At 58.3% G+C, this 26,072-nt stretch carries 25 protein-coding genes; 10 read left to right on the top strand and 15 right to left on the bottom strand.

Annotated features, from left to right (window positions below; genetic code table 11):
• Positions 1-57: 57 nt before the first annotated feature.
• From QZ498_RS01000 to dnaK, 8 genes are all read right to left on the bottom strand, one after another.
• Complete coding sequence (locus tag QZ498_RS01000) at positions 58-678, bottom strand: LysE family translocator (RefSeq protein ID WP_294619318.1); 621 nt, start codon at positions 676-678, stop codon at positions 58-60.
• Positions 675-1,109, bottom strand: coding sequence for a VOC family protein (locus QZ498_RS01005; RefSeq protein WP_294619320.1), 435 nt, complete (start codon positions 1,107-1,109; stop codon positions 675-677). The genes QZ498_RS01000 and QZ498_RS01005 overlap by 4 nt, the downstream gene beginning before the upstream one ends.
• On the bottom strand, positions 1,106-2,218 hold the full coding sequence (recF, locus tag QZ498_RS01010) for a DNA replication/repair protein RecF (RefSeq protein WP_294619322.1): 1,113 nt from the start codon (positions 2,216-2,218) through the stop codon (positions 1,106-1,108). The genes QZ498_RS01005 and recF overlap by 4 nt, the downstream gene beginning before the upstream one ends.
• A 53-nt stretch (positions 2,219-2,271) precedes the next feature.
• Complete coding sequence (gene dnaN / locus QZ498_RS01015) at positions 2,272-3,390, bottom strand: DNA polymerase III subunit beta (RefSeq protein WP_294619324.1); 1,119 nt, start codon at positions 3,388-3,390, stop codon at positions 2,272-2,274.
• Between the two features lie 166 nt (positions 3,391-3,556).
• Positions 3,557-4,948, bottom strand: coding sequence for a chromosomal replication initiator protein DnaA (gene dnaA, locus QZ498_RS01020; protein ID WP_294619327.1), 1,392 nt, complete (start codon positions 4,946-4,948; stop codon positions 3,557-3,559).
• 474 nt (positions 4,949-5,422) lie between these two features.
• Complete coding sequence (gene rpsT, locus QZ498_RS01025; RefSeq protein ID WP_294619329.1) at positions 5,423-5,686, bottom strand: 30S ribosomal protein S20; 264 nt, start codon at positions 5,684-5,686, stop codon at positions 5,423-5,425.
• Between the two features lie 240 nt (positions 5,687-5,926).
• Positions 5,927-7,087, bottom strand: coding sequence for a molecular chaperone DnaJ (gene dnaJ / locus QZ498_RS01030; RefSeq protein WP_294619331.1), 1,161 nt, complete (start codon positions 7,085-7,087; stop codon positions 5,927-5,929).
• A gap of 75 nt (positions 7,088-7,162) precedes the next feature.
• Positions 7,163-9,082, bottom strand: coding sequence for a molecular chaperone DnaK (gene dnaK, locus QZ498_RS01035; protein WP_294619332.1), 1,920 nt, complete (start codon positions 9,080-9,082; stop codon positions 7,163-7,165).
• 211 nt (positions 9,083-9,293) lie between these two features.
• On the opposite strand from dnaK, the gene QZ498_RS01040 reads away from it, so the two are divergent.
• Positions 9,294-9,902 carry an alpha-ketoglutarate-dependent dioxygenase AlkB gene (locus tag QZ498_RS01040; protein WP_294619381.1) on the top strand — a complete coding sequence of 203 codons (609 nt, stop codon included), beginning with the start codon at positions 9,294-9,296 and terminating at the stop codon, positions 9,900-9,902.
• Between the two features lie 60 nt (positions 9,903-9,962).
• On the opposite strand, the gene QZ498_RS01045 is transcribed toward QZ498_RS01040, so the two are convergent.
• Positions 9,963-10,784: an ABC transporter permease gene (locus tag QZ498_RS01045; protein WP_294619333.1), complete on the bottom strand. Its 822-nt coding sequence runs from the start codon at positions 10,782-10,784 to the stop codon at positions 9,963-9,965.
• A gap of 137 nt (positions 10,785-10,921) precedes the next feature.
• Here QZ498_RS01045 and cysQ point away from each other — a divergent pair, with 137 nt between their 5' ends.
• The 7 genes from cysQ (at position 10,922) to QZ498_RS01080 (ending at position 18,961) form a co-directional block, all read left to right on the top strand.
• A complete protein-coding gene (gene cysQ, locus QZ498_RS01050) occupies positions 10,922-11,719 on the top strand; it encodes a 3'(2'),5'-bisphosphate nucleotidase CysQ (protein ID WP_294619334.1) in 798 nt (265 codons plus the stop codon).
• A complete protein-coding gene (locus QZ498_RS01055) occupies positions 11,719-12,519 on the top strand; it encodes a 3-deoxy-manno-octulosonate cytidylyltransferase (RefSeq protein ID WP_294619335.1) in 801 nt (266 codons plus the stop codon). The genes cysQ and QZ498_RS01055 overlap by 1 nt, the downstream gene beginning before the upstream one ends.
• 143 nt (positions 12,520-12,662) lie before the next feature.
• Positions 12,663-13,556 carry a UTP--glucose-1-phosphate uridylyltransferase GalU gene (galU, locus tag QZ498_RS01060; protein WP_294619336.1) on the top strand — a complete coding sequence of 298 codons (894 nt, stop codon included), beginning with the start codon at positions 12,663-12,665 and terminating at the stop codon, positions 13,554-13,556.
• Positions 13,557-13,638: 82 nt separating this feature from the next.
• A complete protein-coding gene (locus QZ498_RS01065; RefSeq protein WP_294619337.1) occupies positions 13,639-14,661 on the top strand; it encodes a glycosyltransferase family 2 protein in 1,023 nt (340 codons plus the stop codon).
• A 158-nt stretch (positions 14,662-14,819) separates the two neighbouring features.
• A complete protein-coding gene (locus QZ498_RS01070; RefSeq protein WP_294619338.1) occupies positions 14,820-15,806 on the top strand; it encodes a glycosyltransferase family 2 protein in 987 nt (328 codons plus the stop codon).
• Between the two features lie 17 nt (positions 15,807-15,823).
• Positions 15,824-17,524 (top strand): beta-1,6-N-acetylglucosaminyltransferase, encoded by a 1,701-nt coding sequence (locus QZ498_RS01075; RefSeq protein ID WP_294619340.1) that lies wholly within the window; start codon positions 15,824-15,826, stop codon positions 17,522-17,524.
• A gap of 6 nt (positions 17,525-17,530) precedes the next feature.
• Positions 17,531-18,961 carry a sulfotransferase family 2 domain-containing protein gene (locus QZ498_RS01080; protein WP_294619342.1) on the top strand — a complete coding sequence of 477 codons (1,431 nt, stop codon included), beginning with the start codon at positions 17,531-17,533 and terminating at the stop codon, positions 18,959-18,961.
• A gap of 11 nt (positions 18,962-18,972) precedes the next feature.
• Here QZ498_RS01080 and QZ498_RS01085 read toward each other — a convergent pair whose 3' ends face one another.
• From QZ498_RS01085 to QZ498_RS01110, 6 genes are all read right to left on the bottom strand, one after another.
• Positions 18,973-19,437 carry a PTS sugar transporter subunit IIA gene (locus tag QZ498_RS01085; protein WP_294619344.1) on the bottom strand — a complete coding sequence of 155 codons (465 nt, stop codon included), beginning with the start codon at positions 19,435-19,437 and terminating at the stop codon, positions 18,973-18,975.
• A gap of 51 nt (positions 19,438-19,488) precedes the next feature.
• Complete coding sequence (raiA, locus tag QZ498_RS01090; RefSeq protein WP_294619346.1) at positions 19,489-20,052, bottom strand: ribosome-associated translation inhibitor RaiA; 564 nt, start codon at positions 20,050-20,052, stop codon at positions 19,489-19,491.
• 232 nt (positions 20,053-20,284) lie between these two features.
• Complete coding sequence (lptB, locus tag QZ498_RS01095; protein ID WP_294619347.1) at positions 20,285-21,043, bottom strand: LPS export ABC transporter ATP-binding protein; 759 nt, start codon at positions 21,041-21,043, stop codon at positions 20,285-20,287.
• A gap of 3 nt (positions 21,044-21,046) precedes the next feature.
• A complete protein-coding gene (gene lptA, locus QZ498_RS01100) occupies positions 21,047-21,538 on the bottom strand; it encodes a lipopolysaccharide transport periplasmic protein LptA (protein WP_294619348.1) in 492 nt (163 codons plus the stop codon).
• Positions 21,539-21,543: 5 nt separating this feature from the next.
• Positions 21,544-22,116: an LPS export ABC transporter periplasmic protein LptC gene (gene lptC, locus QZ498_RS01105; RefSeq protein ID WP_294619350.1), complete on the bottom strand. Its 573-nt coding sequence runs from the start codon at positions 22,114-22,116 to the stop codon at positions 21,544-21,546.
• Between the two features lie 41 nt (positions 22,117-22,157).
• Positions 22,158-22,772: a ribonuclease D gene (locus tag QZ498_RS01110; protein WP_294619352.1), complete on the bottom strand. Its 615-nt coding sequence runs from the start codon at positions 22,770-22,772 to the stop codon at positions 22,158-22,160.
• A 272-nt stretch (positions 22,773-23,044) separates the two neighbouring features.
• On the opposite strand from QZ498_RS01110, the gene QZ498_RS01115 reads away from it, so the two are divergent.
• Entirely contained in the window at positions 23,045-25,552 is a 2,508-nt protein-coding gene (locus QZ498_RS01115) for a heavy metal translocating P-type ATPase (RefSeq protein WP_294619355.1), read from the top strand.
• A gap of 10 nt (positions 25,553-25,562) precedes the next feature.
• Complete coding sequence (cueR, locus tag QZ498_RS01120; protein ID WP_294619357.1) at positions 25,563-25,964, top strand: Cu(I)-responsive transcriptional regulator; 402 nt, start codon at positions 25,563-25,565, stop codon at positions 25,962-25,964.
• Positions 25,965-26,072 lie beyond the last annotated feature (108 nt).

Here is a 26,072-nt window from a genome sequence, read left to right on the forward strand (position 1 = left end):
TTCGTACGAAATTCCGGGGGGCTGGAAAAGGTTTCGTACAAGTCGTACGAAACTTCGCTAACTGAGCGCGATAAGACCCGCCACAAAGATCAGCAAAACGCCCGACACGATGTTTGTCCGGCGCAATGCGGCGGGCGACGCCAGAAGGCGGCGCACGCGATCAATGAAGAGCGCCATGGTCAGATTGCCGCCGAGAGGCACCAAGAAGGAAATCGTGACGATGGCCGCGATGTCGAGCGGGGTGACCACGGTCAAATCGAAGAACCCCGGGAGCATCCCCATGTAAAACAGGATCGCCTTGGGGTTGCCAAGGATCACCGCCAGCCCTGCCATGAAGCCCGCCCAAGCGCCCGGGCGGGTCAGGCGGCTATCGGCGGCGATGGTGCGGTCGGCGTGACGGATAAGCAAAAACCCCATCACGGCGAACATCACCACGGCCACATATTTCAACGCCACCATGAGGCCATCGAAGGTGGAGGCGACCCAAGTCACCCCAAGCACCGCCAGAAGCGGCCAAAGGACATCCCCCACGGCCACGCCAAGGGCCAAGGGCCAGGCAGCGGCAAATCCGCCGCTCATCCCCCGCGCCATTAGGGCAAGCCAGACCGGACCGGGCGTAAAGAACAGCACCAGCATCGCCCCGGCATAGAGCCAGAGGTCGAATGGGGTAAGGCTCATTGCGGGCTCTCGGGCAAGATAAGGCTGCCATCTTCGGCCAAAGGCCAAAAAGGATTCATGGCAACTTCCCAGACATGCCCATCCGGGTCGGCATAGTAGCCCGAGTAGCCACCCCAGAAGACCTTTTCCGGGGCCTTGAGTTTTGTTGCCCCGGCAGCAAGGGCCTTGGCATAGGCGTCGTCAACCTCAGCCTCGGTTGCGAAATTCTGGGCAAGGGTGATGGCACCCGTGCCAAGCGTAGCGTCAGAGCGGCCTTGGTCGGCGGCAAGGGCCGCGCGCCCGAAGAGGCCAAGAACCAGACCGTTAAGCTGGTAAAAGGCGATGCTGTCGGTTTCCTCGGCTGGGGTCCAGCCAAGGGCGGCGTAGAAGGCCTTGGCGCGGGTCAGGTCGGCGACGCCCAGGGTGATGAGGGTAACGCGCTGTGGGGTCATGGGGCGGGCCTTTCGTGGGTGGTGCTAATGCCATCGACCTCAGTCACTTCGAGGTATTGAGCGCTTTCACCCAATTCGGCGAATAGTTCAGGGCCCGTGCCTGTCATCCACGCCTGTGCGCCCAGCGCGCAGATCTCATCATAAAGGGCGGCGCGACGGGTGGCATCGAGGTGGGCGGCGACCTCATCCAGCAACAGCAGGGGCGGCGCGCCGAAATCCTGTGTCAGCGCCCGGGCATTGGCGAGGATGAGCGAGACAAGAAGGGCCTTTTGCTCACCGGTGGAACAATCGCGCGCGGGCACGCCCTTGGCGGCATAGACGCCGTAAAGGTCCGAGCGGTGCGGCCCAACAAGCGTCCGCCCGGCGGCCAGATCGCGAAACCGGCTTTCCGACAGCGCATCGCGCAGGTCTGAAACCGTGTCGGGCATCTCGCCTTCTGTGGAGGTCAGTTCCAGTTCCGCCGCCGGGAAGGCGGTTTCGGCCTGCGCTTGGGCCGCTTGCAACTGCTCAAGGGCAAAGAGGCGGTTGGCATGGATCGCCGCGCCCGCCTCGGCCATTTGCCGTTCAAGGGCGATGTACCAATGGCCATCGCGCACCTGATCCTTGAGCAGGCGATTCCGCTCGCGCATGGCCTTTTCATACGCCAGCGTCACATCGGCATGATCAGGCCGGAAGCTAAGCGTCATGCGGTCAAGGAAGCGGCGGCGTCCTTCGGTGCCTTCGATCCAAAGCCGATCCATGGAAGGGATTAGCCAGAGCACACGAGCGATGCGGCCAAGCGCCGTTTGGCTGGCGGTCTTGCCGTCGATCCGGGTTTGGCGGGCGGTGCCTTCCTCGGACCATGTTTCAACCTCGTGCACCTGATGCAGCGAATGCAAATGGCCGGTGACCTTCCAACCTAAGGCCTCGGGGCGGCGCGCCATGTCTTGGGCCGCGGCGCGGCGCAACCCGCGCCCGGGGGAAATGAGCGAGACCGCCTCGATGATATTTGTCTTGCCCGCGCCATTGGGCCCGTAGATCGCCACGGGGCGGGCATCCAATGACAGTCGCGCGCCCTTGTGGGAGCGGAAATGCGATAGTGTCAGAGTCGAGAGATAGAGACCGGGCATTCACGCCCTTTCATCTTTCCAAAAATACTCCCGCCGGAGGCGTCCTGCCCGCGTCACACGCGCATCGGCATGACCACATAGACGGCGCTTGTGTCATTGCCTTCGCGCATCAGGGTGGGATCGCCCGAGGAGTTGAAGAGGAACACGGCGTTTTCGCGGTCGACCTGACTGGCGATTTCCAGCAGGTATTTGGCGTTGAAACCGATTTCCAAGCGTTCGTCGCCATAGGCCACGGCCAATTCTTCTTCGGCGGCGCCGCTGTCGGGCGCGTTGACCGACAGAACAAGGCGGTCTTCGTCGAGGGTGAGTTTCACCGCGCGGGAGCGTTCGGAACTGACGGTGGCCACACGATCGACCGCTTGGGCGAATTCGGCGGCGTCCACTTCCATCTTCCGGGTGTTTCCCTGCGGGATGACGCGGGTGTAGTCGGGGAAGGTGCCGTCGATCACCTTGGAGGTGAGCGTGATGTCAGGCGTGGCAAAGCGGACCTTGGTTTCTGATACCGACACGGCGATTTTCATATCGTCGTCATCCAAGAGCTTACGCAGCTCACCCACGGTTTTGCGCGGCACGATGACACCGGGCATATCCTCCGCACCTTCCGGCAGCTCCGCGTCGATCCGGGCAAGGCGGTGACCATCGGTGGCCACACAGCGCAGAACCTTGCCACCTTCGGCCTCGGAGACATGCATATAGACGCCGTTGAGGTAATAGCGGGTTTCCTCGGTCGAGATGGCGAATTTCGACTTGTCGAAAAGGCGGCGCAGGGTCGGCGCGGGGGCCGAGAAATTGGCGCTATATTCCGACGAGGCCATGACCGGAAAATCTTCTTTCGGCAAGGTCGCGAGGTTGAAGTTGGACCTCCCCGCCTCGACCGTCAGGCGCCCGGATGCGCCATCGTCGGTGAGGGTGACAAGCGCGCCATCGGGCAGTTTGCGGACGATTTCGTGCAGGGTGACCGCGGAAACGGTGGTGGCACCGGCGCGTTCGACTTGGGCCGGGGCCTTGTCGACCACTTCGATATCAAGGTCGGTGGCGCGGAAATGCACGGCGTCGCCTTCGGCTTCGATCAGCACGTTGGCGAGGATCGGGATGGTATTGCGGCGCTCCACGACCGATTGAGCCTGTGCCACGGCCTTGAGCAGCGTTCCGCGTTCGATGCTGAGTTTCATAACCCTCGCTCCCTAGTCAGGTGCCGACCCTCTGGCCGGGGGAGCACGTTAGCAACTTCCCCTTTGGCCTCAAGCCTTTTGTTGTGTTTTCGGGTTTATTCACAGGCACGTCAAGAGCGGCCCCGCGGTTGCGGGTCGCTCTGACATTCTGTGGCGCGAAAGGCGCTCAGCCTTCGAGCGTGCGGCGCAGCATTTCCAGATCTTCGGCGATCTGGGCATCTTGCTGACGCAACTCGTCAATCCGCTTAACGCCGTGCATTACAGTTGTATGATCCCGACCGCCAAAACGGCGGCCGATTTCCGGCAGGGAGCGGCTGGTCAGTTGTTTGCAGAGATACATGGCAACCTGACGCGGGCGCGCGAAGCTGCGCAGGCGCTTGGGGCCGATCATGTCGCTGAGGCGGATGTTGTAGTGATCCGAAACCTTGCGTTGGATTTCTTCGACCGACACTTTGCGCTCGGAGGCGCGCAGCACATCAGCAAGGCAATCCTGCGTCAGTTCCAGTGTGATTTCGTGGCCCACGAGCGAGGCGAAGGCGAAAAGCCGGGTCAACGCCCCTTCGAGGACGCGCACGTTGGTCGAGATACGGTGCGCGAGGAATTCCAGCACGCCATCGGCGATTTTCAGGCCCGGATACTGGGCGCTGTATTGCTCGGTTTTCGATTGCAGGATGCCGAGGCGCAATTCGTAATCCGTAGGATGCAGATCCACGACGAGGCCGCATTGCAGGCGCGACTGGATGCGCTCCTCAAGATTGGCGATTTCACCCGGGGCGCGGTCGGCCGAGATGATGATTTGCTTCTTCTGGTCGATAAGCGCGTTGAAGGTATGGAAAAACTCCTCCTGCGTGCTTTCCTTGCCGGCGATGAATTGCACGTCGTCGACCATCAGCACATCGACCGAGCGGAACATTTCCTTGAAGTCCATGGTCTTGCGGTCGCGCAAGGCTTGGACAAAACGGTACATGAATTGTTCGGCGGAGAGGTAGATCACTCTGAGATCGGGGCGTTGGTTTTGCAGCTCCCATGCAATGGCGTGCATAAGGTGCGTTTTACCAAGACCCACACCGCCATAGAGAAACAATGGGTTGAAGGTGACGGGGCCACCTTCGGCCACACGTTTGGCCGCGGCATGGGCCAATTCGTTGGGTTTGCCGACGATGAAGCTGTCGAAGGTGAAACGGTCATCCAGTGGAGCGGTCGGAAAAAGGCTCTCGCTCATCATGGCGGATTTACTGGCAGCAGGCGCAGCGGGCGACATTTCGGAGTGCGCGTCGGTGGTGTTTTGGGCTTGGCGCGGCGGGCGCGCCGCGCTGTTGGCGGCGACCTGAAAGCTGATCCGGCGGACATCGGAATTGATGTTGCCCATCTGGTAAAGGATCAAATCGCCGAAATTCTGCGAAACGTAATTGCCCAGAAAGCTGGTAGGTACTGCGAGGGTGGCGACCCCGTCGGAGACCTCCTGCAGTTCGAGCGGCTCAATCCAGGTCTTGTAATTGTTGCTGCCGACCGTTTTCAGGAGTTGTTGTTTGACCTTGCCCCATTGTTCTTGTGTCATGCTATCCCGTTCCACAAAATCCACATTCCCCAACCGCGAAGTGCGGCGAATGCGACACATGCCGGGAGGTCGTTGGCAAAGCCTCTTGGTCCCGCTGACGGATCAACGGAGGAGGGGCCCTAGCCAAAACATCACTCTCAATGCGGCAGCTGGCCCGTTGGCGCAGAAATCCCCATGACTGCGTAAACGCTTTAACCTGCTACATGTCTACTTGTCGGACGTCCGGAACGCTGGCTCCGGAAACAACATCGCCTGTCTGGCCTATTTGACCTTTTTGCGACGCTGCAACTGCCTGTCCCCCCAAGCGTGAATCGCAGGTCTGAAGCTAGCAATTTGCAGGGTGCTGCGGCAACTGTTCTTAGCGCTTGACTCTGTGTTTGGTGAAAAAGAATCTCTATCCCTTCGCATAGCCGGCGCAAACAAAAAGGCGCCGCAGATTGGGCGCCTTTAGAAAACAATAGCTTAGGTCGCGCCTTAGCCGAGCGCCTTTACGCGAGCCGCGAGGCGAGAAATTTTGCGCGATGCGGTGTTCTTGTGAAAAACACCCTTGGTGACACCGCGCATCAGCTCGGGCTGGGCGGCGCGCAGGGCCTTTTGTGCGGCATCTTTGTCACCCGAAGCGATCGCTTCTTCAACATTACGCAGGTAAGTGCGGATGCGCGAACGACGGGCTTTGTTGACGGCGAAGCGGCGTTCGTTCTGACGGGCGCGCTTTTTGGACTGGGGCGTATTTGCCATTTTGAATCAAACCTTTGTTTCGGGTTCTGTCTGTTAACTGTGGTGCACGTGGACAACCCGAACCGGCAATTGATCAACCGGGGTGATTCTGGCCAGAGCGGGCCGCACGCGCATGTATGACGCCCGCCTATACAGCAGTTTGCCGCGATTGCAAACGAGAATCAGGTCGATACAGATCGTTGGATGTAAAAAAGGCGCGCAGAGTTTGCGCGCCTTTTGGTCTGTTGATTCGATGAAAGATCAGGACTTCATCGAATCCCAAAAGCTCTTGACCGAGGAAAAGAAACTTTTGCTTTCGGGGTTATTGTCTTCTGACAGCTCCTCGAACTCGCGCAGAAGCTCTTTTTGGCGGCTGGTCAGGTTCACCGGGGTTTCCACGGCCAGTTCGATGAACATATCCCCCGCGCTGCCGCCACGCAGGGCGGGCATGCCCTTGTTGCGCAGGCGCATCTGGCGGCCCGATTGGGAACCTGCGGGAATCTTCACCCGGCTGCGACCACCGTCTATGGTGGGCACTTCGATATCGCCACCAAGCGACGCCGTCGTCATCGAGACAGGCACACGGCAGAAAAGATTGCTTTCCTCGCGCTCGAACAACTCATGCGGGGCGACCTCGATGAAAATATAAAGGTCACCCGGCGGGCCGCCGCGCATCCCGGCCTCACCCTCGCCTGCAAGGCGAATGCGGGTGCCGGTTTCGACGCCTGCGGGGATGTTCACGCTCAGCGCGCGATCTTTTTCAACGCGACCTTGCCCGTGGCAAGTGTTGCAGGGGTTCTTGATGATCTGGCCCAGGCCCGAGCAAGTGGGGCAGGTACGTTCAACGGTAAAGAACCCTTGTTGCGCACGGACCTTACCCATACCCGAACAGGTGGGACATGTGGTAGGTTCGGCCCCGCCCTCGGCGCCCGAGCCATCGCAGGCATCGCATTGCACCGACGTCGGCACGTTGATGGTTTTTTGCAGCCCGTTATAGGCTTCTTCCAAGGTCACACGCAGATTGTAGCGCAGGTCCGACCCTCGCGCGGCGCGTTGACGCCCGCCGGGACCGCGCCCACCGCCCATGAAGTCGCCGAAGAGATCGTCGAAGACATCCGAGAAGGCCGAGGCAAAATCACCCTGTCCGGGGTGACCACCGAAACCGCCACCCGGACGTGCACCCGCACCGTTGCCACCCTCAAAGGCCGCATGCCCGAAACGGTCGTAGGCGGCTTTCTTTTCGGGGTCTTTCAAAACGTCGTAGGCTTCTCCCGCTTCCTTGAACTGTTTCTCGGACTCGGGGTTGTCCTTGTTGCGGTCGGGGTGAAGTTCCTTGGCCTTTTTCCGGTAGGCCTTCTTGATCTCGTCCGCCGAGGCGCCCTTGGAAAGCCCAAGCACTTCGTAATAATCACGTTTGGCCATCGGGGATCTCCTTTTTGTGGAACACGCGGGGCCGGCCCAAGGATCGGACCGGCCCCATTGGTCCCGTCAGGCGCGTTACGAGCGCTTGTCGTCGTCGAGGTCCTCGAAGTCGGCGTCGACGATATCGTCGTCGCCGGCACCACCCGCTTCATCAGCGGCAGCGGGGCCATCTTCAGCCTCTTCGGCTTGGGCCTTGTAGATCGCCTCGCCGAGTTTCATGGCAGCCTCGGTCACGTTCTGGATACCGCCTTTGATTTTCTCGGCCGTGACATCGTCTTTTTCGAGGTCTTCCTTGAGGGCGGAAACCGCAAGCTCGATCGCCTCGACAGTGGTCGGGTCAACCTTGTCGCTGTGTTCCTCAAGCGATTTCTCGGTCGAGTTGATGAGGCTTTCGGCCTGGTTGCGGGATTCCACCAGTTCGCGGCGTTCCTTGTCGGCCTCGGCGTTTTCCTCGGCTTCCTTGACCATCTTTTCGATGTCCTCGTCGGACAGGCCACCGGAGGCTTGGATCGTGATCTTCTGCTCCTTGTTGGTGCCTTTGTCCTTGGCGGAGACCGACACGATGCCGTTGGCGTCGATGTCGAAGGTCACCTCAATCTGGGGCATACCGCGCGGTGCCGGTGGGATGTCTTCAAGGTTGAACTGACCCAGTAGCTTGTTGTCGGCAGCCATCTCACGCTCACCCTGGAACACGCGGATCGTCACGGCGCCTTGGTTGTCTTCGGCGGTCGAGAAGATCTGGCTTTTGTTCGTCGGGATCGTGGTGTTGCGGTCGATCAGGCGGGTGAAGACACCGCCAAGCGTTTCGATACCAAGCGACAGCGGCGTGACGTCGAGCAGGACAACGTCTTTGACGTCACCTTGCAGAACGCCGGCCTGAATGGCGGCACCCATGGCGACGACCTCATCGGGGTTCACGCCTTTGTGCGGCTCTTTGCCGAAGAACTTGGTCACCTCTTCGACCACTTTGGGCATACGGGTCATACCACCGACGAGAACGATTTCGTCGATTTCATTGGCCGCGAGGCCCGCGTCCTTCAATGCGGCTTGGCAAGGTTTCATCGAGGATTTTATCAGGTCGCCCACAAGGCTTTCCAACTTGGCGCGAGTCAGTTTGATGACCATGTGCAGCGGCTGACCGTCCGAGCCCATCGAGATGAAGGGCTGGTTGATTTCGGTTTGCGAGCTGCTGGACAGTTCGATCTTGGCTTTCTCGGCGGCTTCTTTCAGACGCTGGAGGGCCATCTTGTCCTTGGTCAGGTCGACGCCGTTCTCCTTTTTGAACTCATCGGCGAGGTAGTTGACGATGCGCATGTCAAAGTCTTCACCGCCGAGGAAGGTGTCGCCGTTGGTCGATTTGACCTCGAAGAGGCCATCGTCGATCTCAAGGATGGTCACGTCGAAGGTACCGCCGCCAAGGTCATAGACCGCGATGGTGTGGGTATCTTCCTTGTCGAGGCCATAGGCCAGCGCGGCCGCGGTCGGCTCGTTGATGATGCGCAGCACTTCGAGGCCAGCGATTTTGCCGGCGTCTTTAGTGGCCTGACGCTGTGCGTCGTTGAAGTAGGCGGGCACGGTGATGACGGCCTGCGTCACCTCTTCGCCAAGGTAGGACTCAGCAGTTTCTTTCATCTTGCCGAGGATGAAGGCCGAGATTTGGCTGGGCGAATATTTCTCGCCGCGGGCTTCGACCCATGCATCGCCGTTGCCGCCATCGATGACGTTGAACGGCATGTTCTTCTTGTCCTTGGCAAGATCGCTGTCGTCGAAACGACGACCGATCAGGCGCTTGACGCCAAAGACGGTGTTTTCGGGGTTGGTCACGGCCTGCCGCTTGGCAGATTGGCCGACGAGGCGTTCATCTTCGGTGAACGCGACGATGGACGGCGTGGTGCGCGCCCCTTCGGAGTTTTCGATCACCCGTGCTTGGCTACCATCCATGATAGCGACGCAGGAGTTGGTGGTGCCGAGGTCAATACCAATGACTTTGGACATGTTTTTCGATCCCTTCTATCTCAAGGCGATTGTGCGGACGCCCGACCCGTTTCGGCATCAGGCCCCCGGTTTCGAGGCGGAGGGCATCGCCCGTACCGCGCTTCGTGGCGTATATAGGCAGGGGGCTACGGGCCTGCAAGCGCTTGGAGAACTCAGATTTCGCAATTTTGGGGTTAATCGCGGGCGGATTTTCAGCGAATCTGCGGGAATCATGACTAGGGATTACCTCAATATTCGCGGATTTCGCATTTATCGTGGGTTGCTGGACACAACAGAGCAGGCCGCCCTGGTAGAAGATTTGCGTGGAGTCGTGGCGCAGGCACCGATGTTTTCGCCGATGACGCCATATGGCAAACCGATGCGGGTCAGGATGACATCGGCGGGCAAGTATGGCTGGATGTCGGACAAGCGCGGCTATCGCTATGTAACTGAACACCCCGATGGCCGACCTTGGCCCGCCATTCCCGGACGGGTCTTGGAAATCTGGCAAGAGCTGGTCAGCGCCGAGCGTGGGCCGGATTGCTGCCTTGTGAACTACTATGGCGAGGGTGCGAAGATGGGCCTGCACCAAGACCGTGACGAGGCGGATTTTTCTTGGCCCGTATTGTCGATTTCATTGGGTGACGAGGGGTTGTTCCGCATTGGAAACACGACGCGCGGCGGCAAGACCGAGTCGATCTGGCTTTTGTCGGGTGATGTTGTGCTGATGGGTGGGGCGGCCCGGCTGACTTACCATGGTGTGGACAAGATAAGGTTCGGGTCTTCCTCTCTTCTGGAAAAAGGTGGCCGGATCAACCTGACATGCCGTGTTGTCGATTGAATCACCCCGTCCGCCGATGACTGCATGGCATGTATTCTTGCCAATCGATCACGCATGGGATTATCGGCGCGCGTTCCAGCTGTTCGAGGCATATTGGCGGGTATAGAACTCTCCCATGAGCCCCAGCATTAGCAATGCGATCCCGACATATAGCGGATATTCCCAAGAGGAATTGCGCGGGAAGTAATTGACGAAGGCGAATCCACGGCATTGGTCAATCGCATGGAAAAGCGGGTTCCAGTCAAACATGGCCAACATCGTCGGGGGCAGAGAATTGGCCACGAACATCTTGCCTGATGCAATCATGTTGGCCCGTTGATAGACAGTTGTGAAAATCTCAACGAAGGTCGGGAACCATGGTTTGATCGCCAAGAGGCAAAGGCCGATCGCCAACCCCGTGAACCAGCCAAGCAACAACATCGAAAAGGCGGCAATGGGTTGGTCCACCTCAAAGGGCGTGAAAGCCACGTGGTAGACGAACAAAATCACGAAAAGGGACAAAACCTGGATATAGAGCGATCCAAGGGCGGCTGACGCAATGGAGATTATGGTGTTCATCGGTGCATGTTGCATCATCGCCGATGATGGCCCTTCTGCCCCGACGACCGCGCTGAGGCATTTTACGTGCGTCAAGAAAAGGAAGATGCCTGACATCAGGTAAAGCAGGAAATCACCACGCAGTCGCGCACCCTTGAGGCCAAGCACCGAGAACATGACGTAGAAGGCCAAGACGAAAATGATCGCCTGCATCATGTTGCTTCCGAGGGCCCAAAGCGCGTTGCCATGAGATTTGCGCACGCTCCGCACTGTCGCGTGATAAACCAATTCGATCATCGCGACGGCGGAGTGGATCTTGGATCTCGGCCTTAGGTTCTGGAACATGTCCGTTTCTGCCCGGCTGCCTGTTGGATTTGTTGCACGGATTTCTTGCTGTCCCGTTACCCAAGTAGCATAAGGGGCGGCGACTAATCTCGCAATACGTGCGGCAACAACAGGCGCACCTAATTCGGAGAGTGACATTGGACTACGAGAAACTGGTGACCGTGATGCGCCGTTTGGCCCTTGGGGCAGGCGAAAGGATCATGGAAATCTACAATGCAGATGATTTCGACGTGAAAACAAAATCTGACGACAGTCCGGTGACCGAAGCCGATGAAGCCGCCGATGCCCTGATCTCGGCAGGTCTTCGCGAGGCGTTTCCCGATGTCCTGCTGATCACCGAGGAGCAGGCCAGTTCGCACAGCATGACCGGCGATACCTTTCTGATTGTTGATCCGCTGGATGGCACCAAGGAGTTCATCAACCGGCGTGGCGATTTCACCGTCAACATCGCATACGTGGAAAACGGCGTGCCGACGCGTGGCGTGGTCTATGCCCCGGCACGTGACCGGATGTTCATGACCTTGGCGGATGGTCGTGCCGCAGAAGAGGTGGCCCCCTTTATCGCCGAAACCATGGGTGAGGTCACACCGATCAAGGTGTCCCAGGCTGACAACAGCGCGCTCATGGTGGTGGCGAGCAAATCGCACCGCGATCAAGCCACCGAGGACTACATCAACAAATATGCCGTGAAGGACATGAAAAGCGCGGGGTCATCGCTCAAGTTCTGTTTGATCGCGACCGGAGAGGCGGATGTGTACCCGCGTGTTGGCCGGACGATGGAATGGGATACCGCCGCTGGCCATGCCGTATTGCATGGTGCCGGAGGGCAGGTCGTGCGTTTCGACGATCATGCACCGCTGACCTATGGCAAGGAGGGCTATGCCAACCCATTCTTTATTGCCTATTCACCCTCGGTCGAGTTGAAGTCCGCGTGATGTCGGTTCTGGTTGTCATACCCGCCCGCTTCGCGTCGTCGCGCTATCCCGGCAAACCCTTGGCGGAACTGCGGGGTGCCACCGGTGAGTCAAAGAGCCTGATCCGCCGTTCATGGGAGGCAGCGCAGGGTGTCGAGGGTGTGGATCGGGTGGTTGTGGCCACGGATGATGACCGCATCAAAACCGCATGCGAGGCCTTTGGTGCCGATGTTGTGATGACCTCGGAGACCTGCGCCAATGGCACGGAACGCTGCGCGGAGGCGCATGAGGCGCTGGGCGGTGGCTACGAGATCGTGGTGAACCTTCAGGGCGATGCACCTTTGACGCCGCATTGGTTTATCGAAGATTTGGTCAAGGGCCTGCGCGCTGATGCGCAAGCGGACGTCGCCACGCCTGTTTTGCGTTGTGACGGGCGAGCCCTGAACGGGTTTTTGGATGATCGTGCCAATGGTCGTGTTGGCGGAACGACAGCCGTGTTCGGGACCGGGGGCCATGCGCTATATTTCTCGAAAGAGGTCATCCCCTATACCGGATCGCGGTATGAGGACTCCGACGATACACCCGTCTTTCACCATGTGGGTGTTTATGCCTATCGCCCCGAGGCACTCGCCACCTATCCTTCGTGGGATGCCGGGCCGCTGGAAACTCTAGAAGGCTTGGAACAGTTGCGGTTTCTCGAAAGCGGACGGCGCATTCTCTGCGTCGAAGTACAATCGCGCGGGCGACAGTTCTGGGAGTTGAACAACCCAGAGGATGTACCGCGGCTGGAAGACATGATGTCAGAGATGGGAATGCCCTGAGCGCCGTCAAATTTCGTGGCGAAAGGGCAAGTGTTCTTAAAAATGTGGCCACGTTGGCCCAATTTTCTTCACCTTTTCCGGCTAATCGGTAAAAGTGGATAAAAAAGTTCACTGGTAACCGTGAAGTTGTGAGGAGCAGGTAAATGAGAAACAAGGTCACGAAAGCGATCTTTCCCGTCGCAGGGTTGGGGACCCGGTTTTTGCCGGCGACCAAATCTGTGCCCAAGGAAATCATGACGCTGGTCGACCGCCCATTGGTGCAATACGCCATTGACGAAGCGCGTGAGGCAGGCATCAAGGAATTCATCTTCGTCACCTCGCGCGGCAAGGGCGCGCTTGAGGATTATTTCGACAACGCTCCTCAGCTTGAACAAGAGCTTCGCAAGAAAGGTAAGGATGACCTTCTTGAGGTTTTGAAAAACACCAACATGGATAGTGGTGAGGTCGCCTATATGCGGCAACACAAACCGCTTGGGCTTGGGCACGCGGTGTGGTGCGCGCGGCGCTTGATCGCGAATGAACCCTTCGCGGTGATCCTGCCGGACGATGTGATCGCGGCCGAGAAATCCTGCCTTGCGCAGATGGTCGAGGCTTTCGAAGACACCCAAAGCAACATGGTGGCCGCCATGGAGGTGCCCGAGGACAAGGCATCGGCCTATGGCATTCTGGACATCAAGGAAGACATGGGGCGGATCGTGTCGACCAAGGGCATGGTGGAAAAGCCCCAAGCCGGATCGGCTCCCTCCAACCTTGCGGTCATCGGGCGGTATATCCTGACGCCGCAAATCCTGCGGAACCTCAACAAGAAAAAGACCGGCGCAGGCGGTGAAATCCAATTGACCGACGCCATCGACGAAGCCCGCGAAAGCGGCGAGGAAGTCTATGGTTATCGCTTCGAGGGGCAGCGCTTTGATTGCGGCTCGAAAGCGGGCTTCCTTCAGGCCACGGTTTCTTTTGCCTTGGGCCGCGATGACCTGCGGGATGACCTTTGGTCCTACCTCAATGACGTGGTGCATGCCCGCAAGGCAGCGCAATAAGCGCCGTCAGGTGCTTGGTGCATCGCCCGCCGTGCGTTAGGAATTGAACCGTGACACGGCGGATGGCTGAACGCGGGCGCCCATGAACCAGCTTAACGATGCGATAATGGCTTACAGGCTGCGGTGGAAACGCCGCCGCCTGTTGTTCAGGGCCTTGCGCAAACGCCAGCAGTTGCGTGGTGTGGTCAATAGAACGGATCAGATTGCCAAGGGCGATATTCTGGGGGCCGTGACCGTTCGCAACGAAATTGTGCGGCTGCCACATTTCTTGGATCACCACAGGCGATTGGGTGTGGCGCATTTTCTGTTCGTGGATAACGCCAGCGATGACGGCACACGCGAATACCTGTCCGATCAGCCCGACGTATCGCTTTGGACCACGCGCCACAGTTACAAGCTGTCACGATTTGGCATGGATTGGCTGACCGCGCTGCAGGCGCGATATGCCCATGGGCATTGGTGCCTGACATTGGATGCCGATGAAATCTTCATCTATCCGCATCATGATACACGCCCCCTGCCCGCCCTGACCGAGTGGTTGGAACGGAATGAGCGCGGGTCGTTCGGTGCTCTGATGCTGGATATGTATCCCAAAGGCCGGTTGAGCACGCATCCCTATCAGCCCGGGGACGACCCATTCCACCAACTGTGTTGGTTCGATGGCGGCAACTACATGATCCAGCGAAAACCGGATTTGCAGAACCTGTGGATTCAAGGCGGCGTGCGGGCCCGGTGCTTTTTCGCAGATCAGCCGCGCCGCGCCCCGACCATGGGGAAGATCCCGCTGGTCAAATGGAACCGGCGGTTCGCATATGTGAGCTCCACGCATTCATTGCTGCCGCGGCGCTTGAACCATGTCTACGCCGATGACGGGGGCGAGATCGCCTCGGGCATTCTGCTGCACAGCAAGTTCCTGAATGTGATCGTCGACAAATCCGCCGAGGAAAAATCACGGCGTGAGCATTTCGCCAATAGCGATCTTTACGAGGCGTACTACGACCGCCTGATCGACGACCCCGACTTGTGGTCCCGTACCTCCACCAAATTCATAAGCTGGCGACAACTTGAGGCCATGGGTTTGATGTCAAAAGGAAATTGGATTTGACCATCGGGCGTTTCAAAACGATAAACAATATCAACCTTGAGGCCGGTTTGTTTTCTGACAAGCACAAGAATGTGTTAAGGTCCAAGCGGGTAAAGTCGAGCATGCCAAACGATAAACGAAAAAGGAATTAACCGGTGCGGCCGTTGCAATCATATCGCATGCGGCTCAAGCGCAAGCGCGCCAAGCTGCGGGCTTGGCGCAAGCATTTCTCGTTGCTGCCAGTCAAGGACCGCACGGCGCGCATACGCCCCGGTGACGTGCTGCTGTTTTCCACCTTTCGCGACGAATATGTGCGCCTGCCATATTTCATGAAGTATTACCGCGACCTTGGCGTGTCGCATTTCATCATGGTCGACAACGATAGCCAAGATGGCGGGCGTGAGTATCTGGCTGCACAGGAGGATGTTTCACTCTGGACCACCAAGGCAAGCTACAAGAACGCCCGGTTCGGGGTTGATTGGCTGAACTGGTTGCAGGGAAAGTATGGCCATGGTCACTGGACTCTTGTTGTCGACCCGGACGAATTCTTCATCTATCCCTTCTGCGACACGCGGCCGATCCGGGCGCTGACGGATTGGTTGGACACCTCGCAAGTACGGTCCTTCGGCGCGATGCTCTTGGATATGTATCCAAAAGGTCGGATTGATGCGGTCCCCTATCAGCTTGGGCAAGACCCGCTTGAGATTGCATCCTGGTTCGACCCGGGCAACTACGTGATCGAGAAAAACAAGGCCTTCGGCAATCTGTGGATTCAAGGTGGGCCCAGGGCAAGGGTGTTCTTTCGCGACAACCCGAAAAAGGCCCCCGCGTTGAACAAGACGCCCTTGGTCAAATGGGACAAGCGCAATGCCTATGTCAGTTCGACCCACATGCTTTTGCCGCGTGGCCTGAACCTGACCTATGACCAATGGGGCGGTGAGAAAGCCAGCGGTATCCTGCTTCACGCCAAGTTTCTGGATACCTTCACCGCCAAGGCCGAAGAGGAATTGCAGCGCGGACAACATTATTCGGCAAGCTTGGAATACAAGGCCTATGCCGATAGCCTGCGCGATAATCCCGACCTTTGGTGCAAATGGTCGGAGAAATATATAAACTGGCGCCAGTTGGAAATTCTTGGGCTGATGTCCAAGGGAAACTGGGCCTGAGGAAAGGGCAGATACGGGTGAGTGTCGGGATCATCATGCTGGTGCATACGGCCTTTGACAGGGCCGAGCAGGTTGCACGCCATTGGGCGGCGGCCGGTTGTCCGCTGGTGATCCATGCCGACAAAGGCGTTCCGAAACCCGCCTATGACGCCTTCAAGAAATCCCTGTCGGATTTGCCGGCTGTGCGGTTTTCCAAGCGCCATCGCTGCGAGTGGGGAACTTGGGGCCTTGTGGCGGCGACGCAAGGCGCAGCGGAGTTGATGTTGAATGACTTTCCGGACGTGCGGCATGTCTATCTCGCCTCGGGGTCGTGCCTTCCGCTGCGGCCTGTACAGGAATTGATCGACTATCTGGCAGATCGTCCGCAGACCGATTTCATCGAGTCCGCCACGACAGCGGATGTGCCTTGGACAATCGGCGGCTTGGACCATGAACGGTTCACCCTGCGCTTTCCGTTTTCTTGGCGCAAACACCGGTACCTGTTCGATCGCTATGTCGCCCTGCAGCGAGCCGTCGGCTATAGGCGGCGCATTCCCAATGGCATCGTGCCGCATATGGGCAGCCAATGGTGGTGCCTGACGCGGCAAACCCTGTCGGCGATCCTGTCAGACCCCGAGCGCAGCGCCTATGACAGGTATTTCAAGAGCGTCTGGATTCCGGACGAAAGCTATTTCCAAACGCTTGTACGACAGTATTCGCGGCAAATCGAAAGCCGTTCCCTGACCCTGTCGAAGTTCGATTATCAGGGAAAGCCCCATATATTCTACGACGATCACCTACAGCTTCTGCGCCGCTCGGATTGTTTCGTGGCGCGCAAGATATGGCCTTTTGCCGATCGTCTTTACAATGCCTTCCTGAGCGATAACGCCGGGGCCATGAAGCGGACCGAGCCCAACCCTGGCAAGATTGACCGCATTTTCGCCAAGGCTGTGGAGCGCCGAACGCGCGGGAGGCCGGGGCTATTGATGCAAAGCCGCTTTCCGGTGGAAGGGCGTGAAAATGGCCTGACCTGTGCGCAGTACTCAGTGTTCGAAGGGTTCAGCGACCTCTTTGAGAATTTCGAGACATGGCTGGCCAAGATCACTGGCACGCGGGTGCATGGCCATCTTTTTGCCCCCGAGCGCGCCGAGTTTTCGGATGGACAGACGGTCATGAACGGCGCTTTGAGCGACAGCGCGACACTGCGGGATTATAACCCGCGGGCCTTCCTTGCCAGCCTGATCTGGAACACACGCGGAGAGCGGCAGTGCTTTCAAATGGGCCCGCGCGACCACATCAAGAACCTGGAATGGGATCTGGCCAAGGACCCCAATGCGCAGATCTCGGTCATTACCGGGGCATGGGCCGTGCCGTTATTCAAGTCCAACGCCAATTTCTCGGACATCCGCAAGGAGGCCGCGCGCCTTCAGCAAGTGGAAAGCAAGCATTTGGACGTGCTTCGGTCACCCTGGACGAAAGCCCGTGTGCGTATCTGGACAATGGCCGAGTTCATCGAGGCACCGATGGAACCATTGCAGACCATCATAGACGAGATCGGGCAGCAAAACCTGCGCGGGCTGTCCGAGGTGCCACGGATGTCTGACCTCAGCGGTTTTGGGCAGTTCCTCCAGAACCTCAAAAACCAAGGGATGCACCCCTACCTGATGGGGGATTTCCCGGTGGCGCATGACCCGCATGAACCACCGCACAACAAACCCAAACCCTATCTGGTGCAGTAACCCCACATGTCTGGCCCTTTTGATTACTTCGTGGTGTTCGCCGAGATGCGCACCGGATCGAACTTTCTGGAAAGCAATCTCAACGCTTTCGACAGCTTCCAGTGCCATGGCGAGGCGTTCAATCCGCATTTCATCGGTTATCCCAATAAGAGCGAGATTCTAGGCGTCACGCAGGACATGCGCGATGCGGACCCGGCGCGCTTGATCAATACAATCAAGGAACATTCGGATGGCTTGGGCGGCTTTCGGTTTTTCAACGACCACGATCAACGGGTCCTCGATATCTGTCTGGACGATCCGCGCTGCGCCAAGATCATCCTGACGCGCAATCCGGTGGACAGCTATGTCAGCTGGAAGATTGCCCAGGCAACCGGGCAATGGAAACTGACCAACGTGAAGCGCCGCAAAGACAGCAAGATCGCCTTTGACGGGCCGGAGTTTGAAAAGCACGTCGCCCGCCTGCAGGAATTTCAGGTGATGTTGCTGAATCGTTTGCAAACCACGGGGCAGACAGGGTTTTACGTGGCCTATGAAGATTTGCAGAACCTTGATGTCATCAATGGGCTGGCGAAGTTCTTGGGGAGTGACGAACAACTTGAGGCTTTGGATGCCTCGCTCAAGAAACAAAACCCGAGCGGCCTTGAGGACAAGGTTTCCAACTATGATGAAATGGAACGCGCGCTGTCGGGGTTGGACCCTTTCAACCTGACACGGACGCCCAATTTCGAGCCACGTCGCGGGCCGGGCGTGCCGGGTTATGTCACCGGGGCCAAGGCACCGCTTTTATACATGCCGATGCGTGCTGGCCCCGAGCACGAGGTGCACGCATGGCTGGCCGCACTGGATGGCGTGCCTGAAGACACGTTGCCCACCAAAATGCAACAGAAGGGTTTGCGGCAGTGGAAGCGGCGCAACCGAAAACACCGCAGTTTTACCGTGCTTCGGCATCCCTTGGCGCGGGCGCATCATGTGTTTTGCACGCGGATATTGATGCGCGGGCCAGGTACCTTTTCGGACATTCGCAAGACCCTGCGCAATTTCTACAAACTGCCCATTCCCGGAGGCAACCCTGAGGACGATTACGACCGCCGCGCCCACCGCGAAGCCTTTGGCGCGTTCCTGACGTTCCTCAAGGCCAACCTTGCCGGACAGACGGGCATCCGCAATGATGCGCATTGGGCAACCCAAACCTCGGTTATGCAGGGGATGAGCGAGTTTTCCCTGCCAGACATGATCATCCGCGAAGATGAAATGAGCACGCTGCTGCCAATCATCGCCAAGCAGGTCGGCTATTCCAAGCCGCCACGCCCGGCCAAGGCGAAAGAGGACACTCCCTTTGCCTTGGCCGAGATCTATGACGACGATCTCGAAGACCTGGCAAGGTCAGTCTATCAGCGCGATTACATGATGTTTGGCTTCGGCAAATGGCGGGCGTAACGCCCTGAAGGTCAGGCCGCCTGAACGGCCTGAGCTTCTGTTACGATGGTGTGCAGAGTCGCGGGGTCACTGTTGGACCGCAACTTGGCACAAACCGACGGATCACGCAGCGTACGCGAGACAAGAGCCAGTGCCTTGAGATGCTCGACACCCGCGTCGAGCGGCGCGAACAACGCAAAAACCACATCGACAGGCTGCCGGTCCACGGCATCGAAATCCACGGGTTTTTCCAACAGGACAAAAACACCCAGAACCTCTTCGACTCCGTCGATTCTTGCATGCGGAAGCGCCACCCCATGTCCAACACCGGTGGGCCCAAGGCTTTCACGTTCCTGAAGCGCTTCAACGGCACTGGGTTGATCAATCCCATAGGCTGACTCGGCGAGATCGCCCAGCTCGTGGAGCAAACGCTTCTTGCTCGATGCAGAAGACAACACGCGGACTGCCTCAGGTTTGAGGATCATAGACATTTCCATCTGTTCAGCGTCGCTCCGACAGGCTGGCGCATCAGCGCCTCGCTTCGTGGTTTACGGGTCGATCCAGCCGATGTTGCCGTCTTCGCGGCGGTACACCACATTCAACCCGTCATTTTTCTCGTTCCGAAACACAAGCACCGGGGCCTCGGCCAGTTCCATCTGCATGACCGCTTCGCCGACCGATAGGGATGGGATTTGCGTTTCCATCTCGGCCACGATCACGGGCTGCAGGTTTTCAGGCTCCGAATCCTCATCCTCGCTTTCTGAGGCGAGGATATAAGAGGACGCGCCCAAGAGTTCAACCGGCTGCGCACGTTCGCGATGGTGGTCTTTCAGGCGCCGCTTGTACCGCCTTAGTTGTTTTTCCATTTTCTCGCAGCATTTGTCGAAGGCTGCATAGATCTCATGCGCATGGGCCTTGGCTTGCGCTGTCAGGCCAGTGGACAAATGCACGATGGATTCGCAAACGTATTCACTGGCGCTTTTGGAAAAGATGACATGCGCGTCAGTGGGCCTTTCGGCATATTTGGCCACGGCTTCACCCAGTTCCGTCTTGACGTGAGTCTGGAGGGCTTCGCCAACATCGATCTGTTTTCCACTGATTTGGTAACGCATCTTATCTCCTTCGTTTAAACACTCCAAAACCGGCTTGCAGGGCGCAAAAGCACCAATGCAAATATCAGCCTCGGATGCGGAAAAATGACATTCTTGCAGTTTGTCGCTGGCCCGGCCCTGACAAGAGGGCCACATGCGGGAACAGCGCGGGGTGATCGAATGTCATACCCTATTTGAGGCCCTTTGACGGCCTCTTGTCAATGACATTCGAATGACAGTTTTGCCCACGCGTTTACGAAATGCGAAAACTATCGCCGAGATAGACACGGCGCACGTTTTCGTTCTCGACCACTTCTTCGGGGCTACCGGACATAAGTACTTTGCCATCGTGCAGAATATAGGCCCGGTCAACGATTTCGAGCGTTTCACGCACATTGTGGTCGGTGATGAGAACACCGATTCCGCGCTTTTTCAGGTCGGCGACAAGATGCCGGATATCCCCAACGGAAATCGGATCAACCCCGGCAAAAGGCTCGTCCAGAAGGAGATATTTGGGATCGGCCGCCAAACAGCGCGCGATTTCCACACGCCGCCGCTCACCCCCTGAAAGGGCAAGCGCGGGAGCGCGGCGAAGATGCTCGATCGAGAACTCCGAAAGCAGTTCTTCAAGGCGTTCACGTCGCTTGTGGCGGTCAGGCTGTGAGATATCGAGGATCGACATGATGTTGTCTTCGACAGACATACCGCGGAAAATCGACATTTCCTGCGGCAAGTAGCCGACACCCATTTTGGCCCGCCGGTACATCGGCAACGTGGTAACGTCGCGCCCGTCCAAAAGGACATGCCCCCCCTCGGGATAGATCAATCCGGCGATGGCATAGAATGTCGTGGTCTTACCCGAACCGTTTGGGCCAAGAAGGGCCACGACCTCACCCTGCTGCAAATCGAGCGAAACGTCGCGGATGACCACGCGCTTGTTATAGCTTTTGCGCAGGTTCTTGACCTGAAGCCCGGAATTTTCGTGGGCGAGATGAAGTTTGGGCTTGGCCATCGCTTATTCCTCGGATGGCTGCAAGATCGTTTTGACGCGGCCGCTGACACGCGCCGTTCCGGCCCGTGTATCCACATACATGCGATCCCCGGTCAACGCCTGAGGCCCTTGCACCAACAGAACATCGCCTTCCATTTCGATAACGCCATTGTCCATGTTGTAGTCGGCTTGCTTGGCTTCTGCCGCATCCTCACCGCTGACCAAGGTCACACCGCCCGTCGCCTCAAGCCGTTTGATACGGCTTTGGTCTTGGTTGTAGACCACAAGAACGCGCGGGGCCGAAAGGCGCATCTCACCTTGCCCAATCAGGACATTGCCAGTGAAAATCGCGGTGCCATCGTCTTGGTTGACGTTGAGATTATCCGCCGTCACTTCCACCGGAAGGCTCGAATCCTGTTGCGTGTTCCCAAAAGCCACCTGCGCCCCTTGGGCCAGCAAATGCATGGGCTGTATGGCGATGAACAGACAAACGGCAAGCCGCAAAATTCGGGACACGAAAATCATTCCTCAGGTGTTTGCGGAGTGTATAACAGCTTGACGCCATCGGTGAAAAGTAAATGTGCGGCGCCGGTCTTTTGATCGGTATCCAAGACCATGCGCCCAGCGCTGAATGTGCCGACAGGCGCGCTTCCATGGACCGGGCCGGGCGTCTCGGCATAAAGCCGGTCCAACCGCGCGTTCAATCGTTCGGTATTCAGGTCATACCCGTTGGTCGTGACGACATTCACATCGCCCTGCAGATTCGCGGTGAACTCGCCTTGGTTCATTTCCGCATGGTTCGACGTGATGTCGATGACGGTTCCGGAAATAAGCTGCAACCGCGCTTCGACAACCTCGGCCAAAAGCTGCTCGGGGTCGCGGGCATCCGGTTTGGCCTGTTCAGCCCGGACCGAAACCCGGTCCCCGCGGTTTGTCATGCCGGCAAAAGAGGGGTTTGTCGCGCCGAGGTCATCGGCGCGCTGCTCAAGGTCGATATTGGTGATTGGAATATTCTTGGTCGGGTCGACATTTCGCGAAATCAGGAACAGCGTGGACAACAAACCAAGCGCCAGAAGGGGCAGGATGATTTTCATCCATGCCACCAAGCGCGAGTGAAAGTTGTCCGCACCGAGCATCATGAATGCGCAAAAATGTCGGTCTCGGGCCACCCCGCCAGATCGAGCTTGGCGCGCATCGGCAGGAAATCGAAACAGGCCTGCGCCATGTCGGCCCGTCCTTCGCGTGCCAGCATTCGGTCAAGCTCATCGCGCAAACGATGCAGGTAAAGGACATCCGAAGCCGCATAGTCAAGCTGCGCTTCGGTGAGGTCCGGCGCGCCCCAGTCGGAAGATTGCTGTTGCTTCGAGATATCAACGCTCAGCAATTCCTGAAGCAGGTTCTTGAGGCCATGCCGGTCGGTATAGGTGCGCACCAGTTTGCTGGCGATCTTGGTACAATAGACCGGCGCCGTAAGCGCACCGAAGGCATTGTACATCGCCGCGATATCGAAGCGCCCGAAGTGAAAGAGCTTCAGCACATCTGGGTTTTCAAGCATGGCAGCCAGATTCGGGGCCTCCGTCTGGCCCTGTTCGACCTGCACGAGATGGGCGTCGCCATCCCCGCCGGACATCTGGATAACGCAAAGGCGGTCACGATGCGGATTAAGGCCCATTGTCTCACAGTCGATTGCCACGACAGGTCCAAGGTCAAGCCCATCGGGCAGGTCGTTCTTGTAAAGGTGATTTGCCATGCTTCGCTTCCTTGTCGGGCCATCGGCTACAGGCCACAATTGTCATTTCGTCATGCCCCTTAGAGCCTGTCACATTTTGGCACGTATGACGTGCGATTCGGGGTTCAACTGCTTTCTGCGGCACTACGGCGGGCAAATGAAGGGGAATCTCGAACGGCACGGGGCAATTCGCCAAGTGATCCTTGCAAAAACTCGCGAAACCTTGGGCATGCACCTTGACCTTCCCGTGACTGGAAGCCCTATCTGAGTGAGGAAGAATAGGAGTACTTCCAATGTCACGCCACCTGACTCTCACCATTCAAGGCATGTCCTGCGCAGGTTGCAAAGGCCGGGCCGAACGCGCCTTGGCCGCGTCGCCGGGGGTGCAGAATGTGTCGGTCAACCTCGCCAACGAAAAAGCGAATTTCGATTTGGCCGATAACGCAACTTTGTCCGACCCCTTGGCCGCCTTGGAAAAGGCCGGCTATCCGGCACGGACCGAAACGGTCGTTTTCAATGTTGAATCAATGTCCTGTGCGTCCTGCGTCGGACGCGTCGACAAGGCACTGGCCGCCGTTGACGGCGTTCTTGATGTCAACGTGAACCTCGCATCGGAAACGGCGACGGTGCGCTTTGTGGAAGGTGTGACCACGGTTGCAGATCTCATGGCAGTGGCACGCGATGCAGGTTACCCGGCAACCCCGGCCAAAACCGATACGGTGGCCGAAGATGCCGGAGACCGGAAAACCGCCGAAGCACAGGACCTGTTTCGCAAAACAATCATCGCGGCATCCCTGACGCTGCCGGTCTTTGTCATCGAAATGGGCGGGCATGTCTTCCCCGCCTTCAAGGAGTTCCTCCACCATGCGATCGGCCAACAGTCGAGTTGGATCTTGCAGTTCGTGCTTGTCACGCTTGTCCTGATCGGCCCCGGGCGCACCTTTTACACCAAGGGTTTTCCCGCGCTTGTGAAAGGCGCACCGGATATGAACAGCCTTGTCGCCGTCGGCACATCTGCGGCCTATCTCTATTCCTGTGTCGCCACCTTCCTGCCGGCCTTGCTGCCGGAGGGCGTGCGGGCGGTCTATTTCGAGGCGGCGGCTGTCATCGTGGTGCTGATCCTTCTGGGCCGGTCGCTTGAGGCGCGCGCCAAAGGGCGTACGGGCGCGGCCATCCGCAAACTCATGGGTCTTCAGGCGCGCCATGCCCGGGTGATCCGGGATGGCACAGCGCAAGACGTGGATATTGCCGAGCTTTCGGTGGGCGACATCGTTCTGGTCAGGCCCGGCGAACGGATCGCCGTTGATGGTGAGGTCACCGAAGGAAGCGCCCATGTGGATGAAAGCATGATCACTGGAGAACCTATCCCGGTGGAAAAATCCCCCGGTGACGAAGTAACGGGCGGCACCGTGAACGGTGCGGGTAGCCTGCAAGTCCGCGCAACGCGCGTGGGGCACGATACCACGCTGGCCCAGATCATCCGAATGGTCGAAGAGGCGCAGGGCGCGAAACTACCGATTCAGGGCTTGGTGGATAAGATCACGCTTTGGTTCGTGCCTGCGGTTTTGATATTGGCCGCGCTGACGGTTGTCACTTGGCTGGTGCTTGGCCCTGATCCCGCAATGACGTTGGCATTGGTCGCCGGAGTTTCTGTGCTGATTATCGCCTGCCCTTGCGCAATGGGCCTTGCCACCCCGACATCAATCATGGTCGGCACAGGTCGTGCAGCGGAACTGGGCGTCTTGTTCCGCAAAGGCGATGCCCTGCAACAATTGTCATCAGTCGATGTCATCGCCCTGGACAAGACCGGGACCGTCACCGAAGGACGCCCTGATCTGACTGACCTTGAGTTGGCCAGCGGAGTCGATCGCGCCGAAGTCTTGCGCCTTGTGGGCGCGGTTGAAGGGCAATCGGAACACCCCATCGCACAGGCGATCACGCGCGCCGCGCAGGCAGAGGGCGTAGACATGCCAAGAGTGGAAGACTTCGAGTCAATCACCGGTTACGGCGTCCGTGCCACGGTCGCCGGGCGGGACGTTCTGGTCGGAGCTCGCCGTTTGATGGAGCGAGAGGGGATTGACACCTCGCCCTTGTCGGATGCCGAATCCAACCTCTCGAACAGGGGGCGCACCGCGCTTTTTGCCGCCATCGATGGTCGATTGGCGGCGCTTCTTGCGGTCTCCGATCCGGTCAAACCCAGCAGTGCCGCCGCGATCAAGGCACTGCACGCGCGCGGGCTGCATGTGACCATGATCACTGGCGACAAGGAAAGCACGGCCAAGGCAATCGCCGAGGATATCGGCATTGATGAGGTGGTCGCCGACGTACTGCCTGATGGCAAGGTGTCAGCCCTTGACCGCTTGCGTGAGGGCGGACGGCGTATTGCCTTCGTGGGCGACGGGATCAATGACGCCCCTGCGCTGGCGCATGCCGATATCGGCGTTGCCATCGGCACAGGTACAGATGTTGCCATCGAAAGCGCCGACGTGGTTTTGATGTCTGGCGATCTTCAGGGGATCGTCAACGCGGTCGAGGTATCACGCCAGACCATGCGCAACATCAAACAGAACCTGTTTTGGGCCTTTGGCTATAACGTGGCGCTTATCCCGGTGGCCGCCGGGGTGCTTTATCCGGCGTTTGGCCTTTTGCTTTCCCCGATGCTGGCAGCCGGGGCCATGGCCCTGTCGTCGGTTTTCGTGTTGTCCAATGCCTTGCGATTGAAGGGCATGAAGGCTGTCGCGCAGCCGCCGGCCAAATCCAGAAAACCGGCAACCGCCATCAAACACGCGCCTGCGGAATAGGAGGAAAAATATGAACATTGGAGATGTTGCCAAGCACGCGGGCCTTCCGGCCAAGACCATTCGGTATTACGAGGATATCGGCCTGATTGAGCCGAACCGCAGCGCGAATGGCTATCGTGATTTTTCCGATAACGATCTGCACAAGCTGCGTTTTCTTGGACACGCGCGCTCACTTGGCTTTTCCATCGAAGATTGTCGCGGATTGCTTGCGCTTTACGAAGACAAGGACCGCGCCAGCGCCGACGTGAAACATATTGCAGAAGAGCACCTTGCAAAGATCGACGCCAAGATCGCTGAACTTCAGGCCATGCGGCATACGCTGGCGCACCTCGTCAAAGCCTGTGCCGGGGATGACCGCCCCGACTGCCCCATTCTGGCCGATCTCGCCACGGCGCGCAGCGATACGTCCTGAACGGCTTTGACTTATGTTGATGTCAGGGAAATGGTGCCCAGGAGAGGACTCGAACCTCCACGTCCATACGGACACTAGCACCTGAAGCTAGCGCGTCTACCAATTCCG

Source organism: uncultured Roseovarius sp. (genome assembly GCF_913057115.1).
Lineage (GTDB): Bacteria > Pseudomonadota > Alphaproteobacteria > Rhodobacterales > Rhodobacteraceae > Roseovarius.